This is a genomic window from Gemmatimonas sp. (genome assembly GCF_044344655.1).
Classification (GTDB): domain Bacteria; phylum Gemmatimonadota; class Gemmatimonadetes; order Gemmatimonadales; family Gemmatimonadaceae; genus Gemmatimonas.
Genome location: NZ_JBIJCN010000014.1, coordinates 43,284 through 59,412, shown reverse-complemented (window position 1 = coordinate 59,412; position 16,129 = coordinate 43,284). Strand labels below are relative to the sequence as shown.

Genomic DNA, 16,129 nt, shown 5'->3' with positions numbered 1-16,129 from the left:
CGAGGATTCCCACTCCTCGGTCTCGATTGGCTTCACCCCCCAGAAAAACCCGCCGTTTCACGTGAAACAGGGGAGCGACGCCCCCATGGAACCCCATCACCGCGCCGTATTGCCTCGAATTTCGGCACGCGCCATGGCCCCTAACCCCCAAGAGGCCTATACTTCCGGTCCCTCGCGAACCCCTCTTGCCCAGCCCCGTGGGACGCATCCTCGCCATCGCCAATCAGAAGGGTGGAGTCGGTAAGACCACCACCGCCGTGAACCTCGCCGCCTCGCTCGCCGTCGCGGAGCAGAGAACGCTGCTCATCGACGCCGATCCGCAGGGGAATGCGACCTCCGGCTGCGGCATCAGCCGCGATGACTTCACCGTGAACACCTATGACGTGCTCCTCGGTGAGGTCCCGCTCGATCAGGCGCTCGTGCGCGGGGTGCAGTTCCGCCACCTCGACGTGCTCCCCACCACACCGGACCTGGCCGCCGTAGAAGTGGAGCTTGTGGACGCCGAGGACCGTGTGGGTCGCATGCAGCGGGCACTCGCCGGCGTGCGCGACCGCTACGACTGGATCCTCATTGATTGTCCACCGAGCCTGGGGCTTATCACCCTCAACATGCTCGTGGCCGCCGACGCCCTGCTCATTCCCTTGCAGTGCGAGTATTACGCACTCGAAGGGCTCTCGCAGCTCATGCAGACCGTGCATCGCGTACAGGACGCCTTCAATGAGCAGCTCGACGTGGACGCCGTCCTGCTCACCATGTACGACACCCGCCTCAATCTCAGTCGGCAGGTGGCCGCCGATGCGCGCGCGCACTTCGGCGAGCGCGTCTTCTCTACGGTGATCCCGCGAAACATCCGCCTCGCCGAAGCCCCCAGCTTTGGAAAGCCCATCGTGGTATACGACGTGGCCAGCGTGGGCGCCCAGGCATACATGGCCGTCGCCCGTGAGTTGATTGAGCGGCGCAGCGCCCCAGCAACCGAGCCGGCCGCCGACGCGTCGGCGGCTACCGATGCACCAACCGCCGAGACGGAGTAATTCCCGATGACCCCTGAACCACCGCGCCGACTCGGCCGCGGGCTCGACGCGCTCCTTGCACGCCGCGAGCCTGCCAAGGCACCCGCATCACCCGCATCGCCGGCAGCCGCGACCACCAGTGCGCCCCCGGCCGCAGCCGTTTCTGGTACGCAGGCGTCGGCGGAAGAGCACAACGAGGCGGGGAGCCTCAGGACCCTCAAGCTCTCCGACATCCGCGCCAACCCCTATCAGCCGCGCAAAGAGTTTCGGGCGGACGAGCTGGCTGACCTCGAGGGCAGCCTCCGCACGAACGGGCTGCTGCAGCCCATTACGGTGCGGCCGGCGCCCAATGGGAATGGCTATGAGCTGATCGCCGGCGAGCGCCGCTTCCGAGCGGCCACGCGAATTGGGTGGACCGAGATCCCCGCGCTGGTGAAACCGGTCGACGATCGCATGCTGGCCACCTTGGCGATGATCGAGAACCTGCAGCGAGCCGACCTCGACCCCATCGAAGAGGCGGATGGCTATCAGCGACTTGTCGACGACTTCGCGCTGACGAACCAGGAAGTGGCCGATGTGGTCGGCAAAGACCGGTCGACGGTGGCTAATGCCCTCCGGCTCCGTCAGTTGCCGGCGAGTGTGCGACGGATGCTGCAGGACAAGCAGCTCACCGCCGGACATGCGCGCGCCCTCCTGCCGCTCGGCGGTGAACGCGAGATCGTCGACATGGCCCGAGACATCGCCGCCAACGGCCTCTCGGTCCGCGAAGTGGAGCGCCGTGTACAGGCGGGTCGCCCCAAGCCCCCGGCTGCCGGGAAGAAGGCGACAGCGGCCGCGCCCGCCGTGCCACCCGGTGCCTCGAGCGCCGTGGTGCGCCAGCTCGAGGAACGGCTCCGCCGGAAACTGCAAACGGGCGTAACCATTTCGTTGACAGCGCGGGACAAGGGCGAAGTCCGCATCGCGTTCTTCTCCAACGACGACCTCGAGCGCGTACTGAATATGCTGGGCGTCTCGCTCGATTGATATAATTGCGGTCAGCATCACGCCACATACGCGACACCATAGGACACCTGAGATGATTTCGAAGCACTTCCGCGCGTTCGCGCTTGCTGCGGCCACCGCCGCCGCCTCGCTCACCGCCGCCTGCGGCGGGGGGCAGGCCGCCACGTCCGACAGCGCCGGCTCGCCGCCCGTAGCGCTGCGCGTGGCGCTGCTTACCCCCGGCCCCATCTCCGACAAGTCGTGGAACGGCGGCGCCTACGCCGGCGTGGTCGCCATGCGCGATTCGCTGGGGGCCGAGATCTCACACATCCAGACCAAGACGCCCGCCGAGTTCGAGGAGAACTTCCGGCAGTACGGCGCGCAGGGCTATGCGCTCGTGATCGGCCACGGCTTCGAATTCCAGGACGCCGCGTCGCGGGTGTCGAAGGCGTACCCCAAGACCAACTACGTGGTCACCTCGGGGCGCGTAACCGGACCCAACCTCGCCGGTGTGGCCTTCCTCTTCGAGGAGGCCTCGTTTCAGGCAGGGATGATCGCCGGCGCGATGACGAAGACCAACAAGCTCGGCCTTATTGCCGGCACCGAGCTGCCACCAGTCAAGGCCAGCTTCGAAGCCTTCACCCGCGGCGCGAAGCTCACCAACCCCGCGGTGGAAGTGATCACCTCGTACATCGGCAATTGGGATGACGTGAGCGCCGGCAAGGAACAGGCACTCGCGCAGATCGCGCGCGGCGTGGACATCATCTTCCAGAACGCCGACGCGGCAGGCCTTGGCATCTTCCAGGCAGCCAAGGAAAAGCAGGTGTACGCCTTCGGCACCAACGCCAACCAGAACGATGTGGCCCCCGAGGTGATTATCGGCTCGGTGGTCATCGACCTCCCCCGCGCCTTCATGCTGATCGGTCGCGAGATCCAGGCCGGCACCTTCAAGGGGCGCCTCATCAGCCTCGGCGTGAAGGACAGCGTCGTGCGCCTCGAACTCAATGCCGCCCTCTCCGCGCGCATCCCGGCTGCCGCCATGGCCTCGGTGGACTCCGTGGGCGCGCTGCTCCGCGCCGGCACCTTCGACGCCGTCAAGGACCTCACGACACCGAACGACATCGCCAAGCCGATCACCCCCGGCACGTAACACCCTCGAGCCAACGCGCATGTCCACGCCTCCCGTCGATCGCATTCTCGCTCAGGCCACCGGCAACGGGCTGGAGGCGCCGCACGCCCCGTTGCGCGACATCGTCGCCGCCCTCGACCTCGAACTGCGCACGGCGGAGATCCCCGATTACGGCGGCGCCGTGAACGGACTGCAACTCGCCAACCGTGGCACGGTGCACAAGGTGGCCGTGGCGGTCGACGCCTCACGCGCGGCCATCACCGAGGCGGCGATCAGTGGCGCGAACTTGTTGGTGGTGCACCATGGCCTGTTCTGGAGTGGCGCGCAGCCCATCACCGGCGTGAGCTACGAGAAGTACCGCACGCTCTTTGGCGGTGACATCGCGGTCTATGCCACGCATCTGCCACTCGACTGCCACCCCGCGCTCGGCAACAACGTACGCCTCGCCCGCGCGCTCGGGCTCACGCCGACCGGCGGCTTTGCGCGGTACAAGACGATCGACGTGGGCGTGAGCGGCACCGGCGATGAACCCACCGCGGATCTGTTCGCACGGATTGAGGCCTTCGCCGCCCGCTACGGCGGTCAGGTACGGAGCTCCGTGCCGGTCGCGGGGCGCACCACGCGGCGATGGGCCCTCTGCACCGGTGGCGGCGCGTCGTCCGACACACTCCGCGAAGCGCGCGACACGGGCATCGATACCCTGATCGTGGGCGAAGGACCGCATCACACGACGGTCGAAGCGCTCGAACACGACTTCTGCGTGATCTACGCCGGACACTACGCCACCGAAACGCTCGGCGTGCAGGCGCTGGGCGCATGGATCGAAGCGAAGTTTGGCGTGCCCTGGACCTTCCTACATCTCCCCACCGGCTCGTGAATCCACCACCGGCGGGAGCGGCGCCGGACGGCGCCGCGCTGCTCTCGCTCGAAGAGATCTCGCACACCTTCGGCAGCGTGCGCGCGCTCGACCGCGCGCACCTCACCGTGCGTCGCGGCACCGTGCACGCCCTCCTCGGTGAGAATGGCGCTGGCAAGACTACACTGATGCGCGTGGTGTTCGGTCTCCTGGCTCCCGATGCCGGCACAATACGCTGGCAAGGCCACGCCGTACGCCTCCCGAGCCCAGCGCAGGCCCTCGCCAACGGCATTGGGATGGTGCACCAGCATTTCACCCTGGTGCCCGCCATGACGGTCGCGGAGAACGTCGCCCTCGGTGGCCATGGCGCATTCGATCCGGCACGTGCCGCCCAGGCCGTCGTGAACGTGGCGGCGCATGCCGGGCTGCAGCTCGATCCGCAGGCACGCGTGAGCACGCTGCCGGTGGGTGCGCAGCAGCGCTGCGAAATCGTGAAGGCACTCGCGCGCAACGTGCAGTTGCTCATTCTCGACGAACCCACGGCGGTGCTCGCCCCTGCGGAAGCCGCGGAGCTGCTGGCCTGGGTACGACGCCATGCCGATGCCGGCAACGCCGTCGTGCTGATCACGCACAAACTGCGCGACGCCCTCGCGGTGGCCGATGACATCACCGTGCTGCACCGTGGGCGCACCGTACTCACCACGCGCGCGGGCAACACCACGCAGGATGCGCTCGCCAGCGCCATGATCGGCGCGCCGACGGTGACGGCGGGTGGTGATGCCGACCGTACCACGCAGGTCCTCGCGGCAACCGCCGGACAGGCGGTGCGTCCCTCGGCAGCGCCGACGGGCGATGCGGTGTTGGCGGCACGCCAGGCCATGTGGCGCGACGAACGCGGCGTGCTGCGCGTGCGGGGCGCGACGGTGGCCGTGCACGCCGGTGAAATCGTGGGGATCGCCGCGGTGGAAGGGGCGGGACAACACGAGTTGCTTCGCCTGCTGGCCGGTCGGCTCGAGCCCACCGAGGGAGAAGTCAGGCGCCCGGAGCGTGTTGGCTTCGTGCCCGAGGATCGTCACCGCGACGCATTGTTGCTCGACGCGCCGCTCTTCGAGAACACGGCACTGCGTGGCGCCGGTGCTCGGCGCGGACGCATGCCGTGGTCGGCGCTGCGCGAGAGTACAGCCACGTTGCTCACGCGCTTCGACGTGCGCGCCCCCGGACCGCAGGCCATCGCACGCACGCTGTCGGGCGGGAATCAGCAGAAGTATGTGCTGGGGCGTGAACTGGCCGACCAGCCGAACGCACTGGTGGTAGAAAATCCTTCGCGCGGGCTCGACTTCAAGGCCACGGCGGCCGTACAGGAGGCCCTGCGCGCGGCGCGGAATGCCGGCACCGCGGTGGTGGTGTACAGCAGTGATCTCGATGAGGTCCTGCTGCTCGCCGATCGCGTGTACGCCATGCATGGTGGTGCCGTGCACGAGGTGCCCGCCGACCGAGAGTCGGTGGGACGTGCGATGCTCGGCGGCCAGGTGGCGGCGGATGCACAGTCTCCTGCGGTCGCCGCCCTGTGAACGCGACCACGATGCGACCCACCGGCAGCGCCATGCGCGCCGTGCTCCAGCTGACCATCGTGCTGGTGGCCGCGCTCGGGTTGCTCTCGCTGCTGCTCCTCGCCACCGGTCATGCCGTGCTGCCAGCATTGTCGGCAATGGCTACCGGGGCATTCGGCTCCTACTACGCGATCACCTCGGCGACCATCGTGCGCATGGTGCCGCTGGGATTGGCGGGACTGTCGGTGTCGCTCGCGTTCCGCGCCGGCATCCTCAATGTGGGCGCGGAAGGACAGCTGCTTGTGGGTGCCGCGGCGGCAGCGGCGCTGGCGGTACCGCTCACCGGAACGAGCCCGCTCCTTGCCCTTCCCTTGGTGCTGCTTGGGGGGGCCACCGCAGGCGCGCTCTGGGCCGGCGTTGCGGGGCTGCTGCGCCTGCGCTTCGGCGTACTCGAAGTGATCAGCACGATCATGCTCAATTTTCTGGCGCAATACGCCACCGGCTGGCTGGTGCGCGGACCACTCCAGGAGCCCACGGGCGTGAATCCGCAGAGCACCATGCTCGCCGAATCGCTGCATCTGCCCGTGTTGCTCGAAGGAACGCGCCTGCACGCCGGGGTGCCACTCATGGTCTTCGCGGCGATCGCCGTGTGGTGGTGGCTGAGCCGTACCGCCAGCGGATTCCGTGTGCGCGCCGTGGGGGCCAATGTCGATGCCGCACAGTCAGCGGGCGGCATTCCCGTCGCACGCACCGTGTTCTCCGCCTTTCTCTTGAGCGGACTGCTGGCGGGATTCGGTGGTGCCGTGGAGTACACGGGAATCACCTTCGCGCTCTACGAGAACTTCTCGCCAGGCTACGGGTACACCGCGATCGCGGTGGCGTTGCTGGCGCGGCTGCATCCGCTGGGCGTGCTCGGCACCGCCCTCCTGTTCGGGGCGCTCGAGGCAGGCGCCAATGCCATGCAGCGCGATGCCGGGGTACCGAGTGTGGTGGTGAGCGTGATCGAGGCGGTGCTCATCCTGCTGATCGTGGCCGCCGACCGCTGGAGCTCGCGCGTACCGTCGCGGACGCGAGCGGAGGCAGCCACATGACGCGAGTCCGGAGCAGGCAGCCATGAGCGCGCTCGACATCGGCACCGGCTTCCTCGAGGCGAGTGTACGTACCGCGACGCCGCTCGCCTTGGCAGCGCTCGGCGAGTGCATCAGCGAGCGCGCGGGTGTGATCAACATCGGGCTCGAGGGATCGATCATCGCCGGCGCCTTGGGGGGCACGGTGGCCGCAGGGGTGATTGGCGTTGGCGGGGGCTTCGTGGCGGGGGCGATGGCGGGGATGGCGGTGGCTGCCCTCTTCGCGTTGTTCACGGTGGGCTTCCGGGCCGACCAGATCATCACGGGGACCGCCATCACCATGTTCGCGTTGGGGCTCACGGGCACACTGTACCGCACGATCTTTGGCGCGTCGGGCGTGGCCCTCTCCACGCCCACGAGTGGCGTACTGCCGGTGCCGGGGGTGTCGGCCATTCCTGTAATTGGTCCGGGGTTCTTTGCGCAGCCGGTCATCACGTATGTGGCCATGCTGCTGGCACCGGTGCTGGCGTGGTGGCTGCAGCGCACACATAGCGGCCTCGCACTGCGAGCAATCGGCGAATACCCCGAGGCCGCCATCGCGGCGGGCATTGCGCCACGCCGGTATCAGGCACTGGCTGTCCTCTTCGCCGGCGCCATGGCGGGACTCGCCGGCGCCACGCTGGTACTGGCCCAGGCCGGCACCTTCGTCGAAGGGATGAGCGCCGGCCGCGGCTTCATCGCGATCGCCATCGTGGTGCTGGGACGATGGAAGCCGCTCGGCGTGGCCGCAGCGGCCCTGCTCTTCGGGGCCGCCAACTCACTGCAGGTTCTCTTCCAGGCCATGGGCTGGAGCGGCATCCCCTACCAGCTCTTCCTCGCGCTCCCCTATGTGCTCACGCTGCTGGTCCTGGCGGGCGCCAGCGGACGAGCCGCATCGCCAGCAAGTTTGGGGAAGCGGTCGTAGCAACTGAAGACTGACCACTGTTCCTGACAGCTCACCACGCCCCGCCTCCCCTCCTTCCGCCAGCCATGCTCCGATCTGCCGCCCTTGCCGCGCTCACGATGCTCGCGGCCCAGCCGCTCCTCGCCCAGTCCGGCCGTCGCCCCGCCAACGACGCCGCGGCCCTCGCCACGGCGCGTTCCATCCACGCCAAGGTGCTGTCGATCGACACCCACGTGGACATCGCGCCCGCGAACTTCACCGAGAGCGGTCCCAACTACGCGCAGAAGCTGCCGCGCACACAAGTCGATCTCGTGAAGATGGAGGAGGGGGGCCTCGTGGGCGCCTTCCTCATCGTGTACGTGGGGCAGTCGCCCAACCTCGACAGCGACGGCTTCGCACGCGCCAACGCGCAGGCGATCGAGAAGTTCGACGCGATCCATCGGCTGACCAAGCAGCTCGCGCCCTCGCGTGCCGAAATCGCCTACACCGCCGCTGATGCGCGCCGCATCCACCAGAGCGGCAAGCGCGTGATCTTCATCGGCGTGGAGAACGGCTTCCCCATCGGCAGCGACATCACCAACGTGCAGAAGTTCTACGAGCGTGGTGGCCGCTACATGTCACTGGCCCACAACGGACACAGCCAGCTGTCCGACAGCAATACCGGCGAGCGCGATGGCGTGTGGCTGCATAACGGCCTCTCGCCGCTGGGTCGGCAAGTGATCGCCGAAATGAACCGCCTCGGCATGATGATCGACGTGTCGCACCCCTCCAAGCAGTCGATGCTGCAAACGATCGCGCTCAGCAAGGCGCCCATCATGGGATCGCACAGCGGCGTGCGCGCGCTGTGCAACCACAGCCGCAACATGGACGACGAGCAGCTCGATGCGCTCAAGAAGAACGGCGGCGTGATCCAGCTGGTGGCGTTCAACAGCTATGTGAAGTGCAATCCCACGAAGGACGCCGAGCGCGCGGCAGCAATCGACGCGCTGCGCAAGGACTACGGCATTGCCGCCGGCAATCGCGCCGAGGTCCAGCGGGCGATCGAGGCGCTCCCCAACGAGAAGCGCAACGAATATCTGGCGAAGCAGGAAGACATCACCGCGCGCCGCTACCCGAGTGACCCCGCCGCCACGGTGAAGGACTTCGTGGACCACATCGACTACGTGGTGAAGCGGATCGGCATCGACCACGTGGGGATCAGCAGCGACTTCGACGGCGGCGGCGGCGTGGATGGCTGGCGCAGTGCGAGCGAGTCGCTGAACGTGACCGCGGAGCTCGTGCATCGCGGTTACACCGAGCAGGAGATCACCAAGATCTGGGGCGGCAACCTGCTGCGCGTGATGGAGCGGGTAGAGAAGGTAGCGGGGAAGTAGATCCCCGCTGAGGCTGGGCTGGAGGACGGTGTGAGTGCGGAGGGGGTCACCACCCCCAGCACTGCAACACCTCCTCCACCCGGTGATCGCCCTCCGCGCGAAGCTGTGCCCATGGCACGAGTGCGCGCGCGGCATCGGTGCACAAGCGGTCGGCCCGGGGACGAATCCCTACCCGGCCGAGATCGAGGCGGTCGGCGTCCCAGCAGGCCAGCATCGTGGCATCGCCAGTCGTGTGACCATCGGTGTGCAACCGACACGCTTCGTACAACAGGTCGAACCGCGAATCATCGAGATGCACCAGCGACCCGCGCAGCGTGTGTGCGAGGTCACCGCCGCGCAGCCCGTGGTCGGGGTCAATGTGCTCGTTCACGCGACGGGCATCGTGAAAGAGGGCGAACAGCCGGACCACTTCCTCGTCGGCGCCGTTCTCCGACGCCACCCGAAGGCCGTTGTCCCACACGCGCGCCCAGTGGTGCAGCCCGTGATATCCAGTTAGCGGCAGAGTGTAGCCATCGATGATGGCCTTGAGAATGGCGGCGTAGTCGTGTGGCATGATTGACATGATGCGTGGACCTGCGGCTGTACTGACAGCGATCCGTTCCTCTACCCCAACAGCAACTCGAGCTCCGCCCGTCCGATTCCGCCCAACCCCCCACGATCCTCCCCGAGAATGGCGTCGGCGAGCGCGCGCTTGCTGTGCTGCAGCTCGAGGATCTTCGACTCGATCGTGTCACGCGCCACCAGACGCGTAGCGATCACGTGGCGGGACTGCCCGATGCGATGGGCGCGATCGATGGCCTGGGCTTCGACGGCAGGGTTCCACCAGGGATCGAGCAGATACACATACTCGGCGGCGGTGAGATTGAGACCGTGCCCACCCGCCTTGAGACTGATCAGGAAGATCGGCGGCCCCTCGGGCGCCTGGAAGCGCGCCACGCGCTCACCACGGTCACGCGTGCGCCCATCGAGATATTCGTACGACAGCCCCACCGCATCGAGGCGCGCCTTCACCAGCGCGAGGAAGCTGGTAAACTGCGAAAACACCAGCGCCTTGTGTCCCTCCGCCGTGAGTTCCTGCAGCGCAGGAATGAGCGCATCGAGCTTGGCACTCGGCAGCGCTGCGCGCGATGGATCGGCAAGCACCGGGTGACAGGCGGCCTGCCGCAGACGCAGCAACGCCTCGAGGATCTGCATGCGAGAGCGCGCCATCCCCGACTCGTTGATCAGCGACAGGACCTGCTCGGCGTATCGCACGCGCAGCTGTTCGTAGAACGCCCGCTGCTTGGGCTCGAGCTCCACCTCGAGCGTCTGCTCGGAGCGCGGCGGGAGTTCGGTGGCAACCTGCGCCTTGGTGCGGCGCAAAATGACCGGCCGTAATGCGCGCGACAACACCGAGTCGGGGCGGCCGTCGAGCGTCTCCCCGCCGAAGGATGATGTGCGCGTGGCTGCCCCGAGCATCCGTGCGGCGCTGCTGAAGCGCGTGGACGCGCCGAGCATGCCAGGGTTGAGAAACTCGAAGAGACTCCACAACTCCTCGATCCGATTCTCGATCGGCGTGCCCGTGAGCGCGAGGCGATGATCGGCCTGCAGTACGCGCGCGGCCTTCGCCGTGACCGTCCCGGCGTTCTTGATCGCCTGCGCTTCGTCCAGCACCACGTAATCGAAGCGGCGCTGTCCGAGTGCGGCCACATCGCGACGCAGGGTACCGTACGTGGTAATCACCACGTCGGCGTCGATCTCACCTAGCGGCACATCCTCGCGATCGGGATGACTGAGGTCCACCAGGCGTAGCTGGGGCGTGAAGCGCGCCGCCTCGTGCACCCAGTTGAACACGAGCGACCGCGGGACCACGAGCAGTGAAGGGCCGACACCACGCACACGGCGCGACTCGAGCAAGGCGAGTACCTGCACCGTCTTGCCCAGCCCCATGTCGTCGGCCAAACAGCCGCCGAGATTGAAGCGACGCAGGAACGCGAACCACCCGAGGGCGTCCTTCTGATAGCCGCGCAACTCGCCCACGAACCCCTCGGGCACCGGCTCGTCGCCGATGGCGCGGAAGTCGCGCAGCTGTTCGCGGGCGGCGGCGAGCGTGTCGTCCACGTCGGAGTCGGGCAGCGCCTCCAGCAACACGTTCACGAGCGCGAGCTGTGACTGCTTGAAGCGAAGCGCATCGTCGCGGCGTTCGCCCAACGCCAGCATCGCCTGCCACTCGTCGAGCTGCTCCTGCGGCAGCAGTCCCACGGTGCCATCAGGGAGCGTCACGCGGTCCTCACCGGCGAGTCGGCGCTGCAGCAACTCCAAGAGTGGCAGCTCGTGTGTACCGTAGCGCACGACACCGGTGAGATCGAACCAGTCCACGCCGGAGCGGGCCGAGATCGCGAGCTGTCCGGCGGCGAGCAGGCGCTGCCCGTTGTGTTCGACGATCCATCCTTCGTCGACAAGCGTACTGAGTGTGCGGGAGACGATGGGCGCGGGAAGCGCCAGCCCGAGGCGATGCGCGGTGGCCGAGTACATCTCCTGCGCACCGAGTGCACGCAGCCGGTTGACCGCCGAGCGCTCGGTAGCGGCGCGACGCCGGTAGAGCGTGTTGTTGGCGCGGTCGAACGCCCACGGCGTCTGCGTGTCGGCGTCGACGGCGATGCCGCCGTAGCGGAACCGCACCGCGACACGCGTGAGGGGCCGTCGCGCGAGGGGCGAGTCATCGAATGTCTCGATGCACGGCACCGGCGTGATGTCCGTCTCGGTGTGCATTGCCCCCTCGGGGAGCTGCAACGCCGGCACCCCGGGCGCGGCATGGTAGCGCTGCAGGAACTCGGTGAGATCGTCGCCGAGTTCGAGGTCGCCCTCACGCCAGATCGTGTTCACCAGCGGCAGCAAGGCGCCTCCGTCCAGGCGTGCCAAGACCGAGCCGATCAGCACGAGGTCGTTGCCGATGAAGTAATCCACGGTATGCACCGGCACCGTCACGGTGCCCGGGGCGATGCCCGCCGCGGTTTCTGGGGCCACGGTGGCCGGAGCCGCGCGTTCGAGCGTGGCGGTCAGGACGAACCCCGTATCGGGCGTGCCGTTGACGTGGACACGCGTGGTGTAGGGCGCCCCGGCATCCCATTGCAGGGCGCGGCCATGCAACCGCGGCCGCTGACTCTTGACCATGGCGCGCCCCGTTTCACAGGCGAGCCGCAGGGTAGGCTCGTAGGCGCGGGGGGGGATAACGAAGCCGCCGGCCGGCAGCCCCGTCAGGTGCGTTGCGTCGGCGGTGCCCAACAGCAGGTTGGCAATGAGCCGGTCCTCGCCGTCAGGCGCGTTGTACCACGCGTCCGCGGAGAAGGTGAAGGGTGTGGGGTCTTCCCACAGCCCGTCACGGTTACGCCGCTGCGCGGCCACCTCCACCCGCACCCCGTCGCCGCTGGCCGGTGGCGTGAGATGCACCATGTATGCGAGCCGACGGTCCGACGGCAGCGATTGCACCCGCTCCGCCATGGGTACGAGGCGCGTGGCATTCCCCTGCGCCTCGGTGATCTGCTCCAGTGCTGCCAGCCATGGTGGTACGGGGCCGGAGCGCGGCGGTCGAGTCTCTTCGTCCTCGAACGGATTCACCACGTGTGTCAATTGGCAGGAGCGAGGGGAGACAACCGCGCAGCAATGGCGCAACAACGGCGCAACCCTTGAACGTAAGCGATCGCCCTGCCCAAGCGTAGCGCCGCGCCGCCGTGTCTCCCCTCCTCCGTGCCTCCTGCGGTTACTTGAAGCGGATACCGTTCGGGGCGATCGCGCCCTTGGTGGGGACGAACGGCTTGGCCGCCGGCTTGAAGCCACCCGTGAGCGCGGGACGCTGCGAAGTGGTCTGCCGGTTATTCTGCTCCACGTCGCGACGCGTGCCCCCTTCGGCGCTGCCGCCCTTGGGGCCAACGCCGCCGTCGGTGCGCATGCTGAGCGCAATGCGGTTGCGGGGCAGATCCACGCTCTGCACGGTCACCTTGACCTTCTGTCCCACCTTGACCGCGTCGTTGGGATCCTTCACATAGCGGTCAGCGATCTGGCTCACGTGCACGAGCCCATCCTGGTGCACGCCGATGTCCACGAACGCGCCAAACGCCACGATGTTGGTGACCACTCCTTCCAGCACCATGCCCGCCAACAGATCGCTGGGCTTCTGGATGTCCTCACGGAAGGCCGGCGGCTCAAAGGCGGCTCGCGGGTCGCGGCCGGGCTTCTTGAGTTCCGCCGCGATATCCTGCAGCGTGGGCATGCCCACGTCGCCACTCACATATTGGCGGAGATCGATCCGCTCCACGAGGGCGTCGTTGCCAATGAACTCGGCCACGTTCACACCCAGGTCCTGCGCCATCCGCTCCACGAGCGCATAGCGTTCAGGGTGTACCGCGCTCGCGTCGAGCGGATGCGCTCCGCCACGCACCCGAAGGAATCCGGCGGCCTGTTCGAACGCCTTGGCACCAAGTCGCGGGACATCCTTGAGGTCCCCGCGCGAGGTAAAGCCGCCCTTGCTGTCGCGCAGCGTGACGATCGCCTGCGCGAGGCTGGGGCCGATGCCGGCCACGTAGCCCAGCAGCGCCGCCGACGCGGTGTTGAGCTCCACGCCCACGCGATTCACGGCGCTTTCGACGGTGTCGTCGAGGCGCTGCTTAAGCTTGGTCTGATTCACGTCGTGCTGGTACTGCCCCACACCGATGCTCTTGGGATCGATCTTCACGAGCTCCGCGAGCGGATCCTGCAAGCGGCGGGCGATGCTCACGGCGCCGCGCAACGACACGTCGAGCTCCGGGAATTCGGCGCGCGCCAGATCACTCGCGCTGTACACGGACGCGCCGGCTTCGTTCACCACGACCACCTGCGGGCGCGGGGCGTCCATTTCACGCAGCGCCGCCTTGGTGAGCGTTTCCGTTTCGCGACTGGCGGTCCCGTTGCCGATCGCAATGAGTTCGGGGGTGAAGCGCGTCACCATGGCGCGCACGGCACCGGCGAAGCGGTCTTCCTGGTGGAGATACAGCGTGTCGGTGTGCACAAGCGCGCCGGTGGCACTCACCACCGCCACCTTCACGCCGGTGCGGAAGCCTGGGTCGAGCCCGATCACCTTCTTCTCACCCGCGGGGCTCGCCAGCAGCAGCTGCTCGAGGTTCCGGCCGAAGATGGTAATGGCCTCGTCATCGGCGCGCGTCTTGAGCTCCACCCGCAGTTCCACTTCGATCGCCGGCGACAGCAGTCGCTTGTACGCATCGGCGCACACGAGCGTGAACTGCTGCAGCGCCTTCTTCGCCTGGCTCACTTCACCCACGAGGCGCGCGTTGATCTCCTCCACCGGCGCCTCGATGCGCCAGAGCAATTCGCCTTCGGTCTCCCCACGGCGAATGGCGAGCATGCGATGGCTGGGGATGGTGCCCAGCGACTCGGAGAATTCGAAGTAATCCTTGAACTTGCTGTCGTCGCTCTTCTTTTCGGCGATCACACTGCTCTTCACCACGCCCTTGGCGCGCGTGACTTCACGCACCCAGCCGCGAACCACGGCGTCTTCGGCGATCTGCTCGGAGAGAATGTCGCGGGCACCCTGCAGCGCCGCCTCCGCCGTAGGCACTTCACTGGGCTTGCCGTCCAGCTCCGGGAGGATGAACGCCGCCGCCGTGGCGAGCGCCGCCGCGTCGTCGAGCGTACCATCCCACAGCGATTCCGCCAGCGGGGCCAGGCCACGCTCACGCGCAATCATGGCGCGGGTGCGGCGCTTAGGCTTGAACGGGAGATAGAGATCCTCGAGCGCCTGCTTGGTGTCGGCGGCGAGGATCGATGCCTTGAGCGCTGCGTCGAGCTTGCCCTGTTCGTCGATGCTCTTGAGGATCGCGGCGCGACGGTCCTCCATTTCCTTGAGATACTCGGCGCGCTCACGCACATCGCGGAGCTGCACCTCGTCGAGGCCACCCGTCATTTCCTTGCGGTAACGGGCAATGAAGGGAAGCGTGGCGCCCTCGGCGAAAAGGGCGAGCGTGCGCTGAACCTGCTGCGGGTTGAGCGACATTTCCGTCGCCACGCGCGCCACGAGGGCGGGGGCAACGAGATCGAGGGTAGGAGCAGTCATAAGCGCGGATAGTACGCGCGAGGGGTGGCAAATTGGAGGCCTTGCGGAAGACGCGGCCGATCACTCGCCGCGGATGACCTGTGCCGTACCAGTCAGTTGCACCCGGCGATCGCGCTCTCCCACAGCACGCGCCACACGCCACCCTGTCGCGACAACACCGCCGCACCGAGCGCCACGCCATCATCGCGGCCAAAGAGCAGGCGCACATCACGCGCGCCCACGGCACGGAACGCCAGCAGTGGTTCAGCCACCACCAGCTCCTCTTCATGTCCTGCGGCACGCTCATGCCACCCCACCGTCCACGTGGAGCCCTTGTCGGTCGGCGCCTCCACCACGAGCACGAGACGCTCCTCCTTGGGGTCATCTTCCTGATTCACCCGGCGAGCCAGCGTGGCGACCACGACCCCACTGTCGAGCCCACGGCTTTGCCATGCGCGGAGCACCACGAAGGGCAGCGCGCGAAACGTGGCGCTCGTGTCATCGGGGAGCTTCGACGCGAGCCGTGTGAGATCGGCGGCGAGCCTGGCCGAATCACGTGGGGCCATCCCTTCGATCGAGTCGAGTGGTACCGCGGTGATGCGACCGCTCGCGAACGCCGCCGTCCACGGGGGGAGCGCGACCCCGGCGTCGACGGCGAGACGCGCCACCGGCCACGCCGAACAGGCCGGATCGGCCACCTCGGAGGCCTCCACCGTGAGTCGTGCCCCACCCACGCGCCCACCGCGCGAGAACAGATCGAGCCGGCCGTCGCCAAGCAGCGCACCGACCCCCACCGTATCGCCAACGGTTGTATCGGATGCCTCCGGCAGGAGCAGCGAGCCCGCGACCATGCCACCGTCCACGGTGGGGAGCACCACAAAGGGGCCGGCCGAAACATCCCATCCGCTGCTGCTCACCGTGGTGGCCATGCTGTCGGAACGGCTCGGAGTGCGCGCCGCCACCGACGAATCACCCGACTCACCCGATCCGGTGCGATCGCACCCCGCCAGTAGCAGCACCGGCGCCGCGCAAACCGGTATCCACCGCACCGCCCGAAGAAGCCGTCGCCAATGTGTCTGCATGCCTAGAAGTATGTCACATGACGTACTGGACAGCGACATGACGAATCCTGACCATTACGCTACCTGTGGTCGAG

General features: G+C 67.7%; 12 protein-coding genes. 8 read left to right on the top strand and 4 right to left on the bottom strand.

Annotation, left to right across the window (positions count from 1 at the left end):
• The first annotated feature begins 197 nt into the window (after positions 1 to 197).
• The 8 genes from ACIQ51_RS06040 (at position 198) to ACIQ51_RS06005 (ending at position 8,909) form a co-directional block, all read left to right on the top strand.
• Positions 198 to 1,031: a ParA family protein gene (locus tag ACIQ51_RS06040; RefSeq protein WP_396204120.1), complete on the top strand. Its 834-nt coding sequence runs from the start codon at positions 198 to 200 to the stop codon at positions 1,029 to 1,031.
• Positions 1,032 to 1,037: 6 nt separating this feature from the next.
• Complete coding sequence (locus tag ACIQ51_RS06035; protein WP_396204119.1) at positions 1,038 to 2,033, top strand: ParB/RepB/Spo0J family partition protein; 996 nt, start codon at positions 1,038 to 1,040, stop codon at positions 2,031 to 2,033.
• 52 nt (positions 2,034 to 2,085) lie between these two features.
• Positions 2,086 to 3,141 (top strand): BMP family protein, encoded by a 1,056-nt coding sequence (locus tag ACIQ51_RS06030; protein WP_396204118.1) that lies wholly within the window; start codon positions 2,086 to 2,088, stop codon positions 3,139 to 3,141.
• Between the two features lie 19 nt (positions 3,142 to 3,160).
• The gene (locus ACIQ51_RS06025) at positions 3,161 to 3,997 is read left to right on the top strand and encodes a Nif3-like dinuclear metal center hexameric protein (protein ID WP_396204117.1); all 837 of its coding nucleotides are present in this window, start codon (positions 3,161 to 3,163) and stop codon (positions 3,995 to 3,997) included.
• Positions 3,994 to 5,547 carry an ABC transporter ATP-binding protein gene (locus tag ACIQ51_RS06020; protein ID WP_396204116.1) on the top strand — a complete coding sequence of 518 codons (1,554 nt, stop codon included), beginning with the start codon at positions 3,994 to 3,996 and terminating at the stop codon, positions 5,545 to 5,547. The genes ACIQ51_RS06025 and ACIQ51_RS06020 overlap by 4 nt, the downstream gene beginning before the upstream one ends.
• 11 nt (positions 5,548 to 5,558) lie before the next feature.
• Entirely contained in the window at positions 5,559 to 6,617 is a 1,059-nt protein-coding gene (locus ACIQ51_RS06015; protein ID WP_396204115.1) for an ABC transporter permease, read from the top strand.
• Between the two features lie 22 nt (positions 6,618 to 6,639).
• Positions 6,640 to 7,557 carry an ABC transporter permease gene (locus tag ACIQ51_RS06010; RefSeq protein ID WP_396204114.1) on the top strand — a complete coding sequence of 306 codons (918 nt, stop codon included), beginning with the start codon at positions 6,640 to 6,642 and terminating at the stop codon, positions 7,555 to 7,557.
• 65 nt (positions 7,558 to 7,622) lie between these two features.
• The gene (locus ACIQ51_RS06005; RefSeq protein WP_396204113.1) at positions 7,623 to 8,909 is read left to right on the top strand and encodes a dipeptidase; all 1,287 of its coding nucleotides are present in this window, start codon (positions 7,623 to 7,625) and stop codon (positions 8,907 to 8,909) included.
• A 46-nt stretch (positions 8,910 to 8,955) separates the two neighbouring features.
• On the opposite strand, the gene ACIQ51_RS06000 is transcribed toward ACIQ51_RS06005, so the two are convergent.
• From ACIQ51_RS06000 to ACIQ51_RS05985, 4 genes are all read right to left on the bottom strand, one after another.
• Positions 8,956 to 9,471 carry a hypothetical protein gene (locus ACIQ51_RS06000; RefSeq protein ID WP_396204112.1) on the bottom strand — a complete coding sequence of 172 codons (516 nt, stop codon included), beginning with the start codon at positions 9,469 to 9,471 and terminating at the stop codon, positions 8,956 to 8,958.
• Positions 9,472 to 9,512: 41 nt separating this feature from the next.
• Positions 9,513 to 12,509: a DEAD/DEAH box helicase gene (locus ACIQ51_RS05995; RefSeq protein WP_396204111.1), complete on the bottom strand. Its 2,997-nt coding sequence runs from the start codon at positions 12,507 to 12,509 to the stop codon at positions 9,513 to 9,515.
• Positions 12,510 to 12,648: 139 nt separating this feature from the next.
• Positions 12,649 to 14,994: a Tex family protein gene (locus ACIQ51_RS05990; protein ID WP_396204110.1), complete on the bottom strand. Its 2,346-nt coding sequence runs from the start codon at positions 14,992 to 14,994 to the stop codon at positions 12,649 to 12,651.
• Positions 14,995 to 15,086: 92 nt separating this feature from the next.
• Complete coding sequence (locus ACIQ51_RS05985) at positions 15,087 to 16,055, bottom strand: hypothetical protein (protein ID WP_396204109.1); 969 nt, start codon at positions 16,053 to 16,055, stop codon at positions 15,087 to 15,089.
• Positions 16,056 to 16,129: the final 74 nt, after the last annotated feature.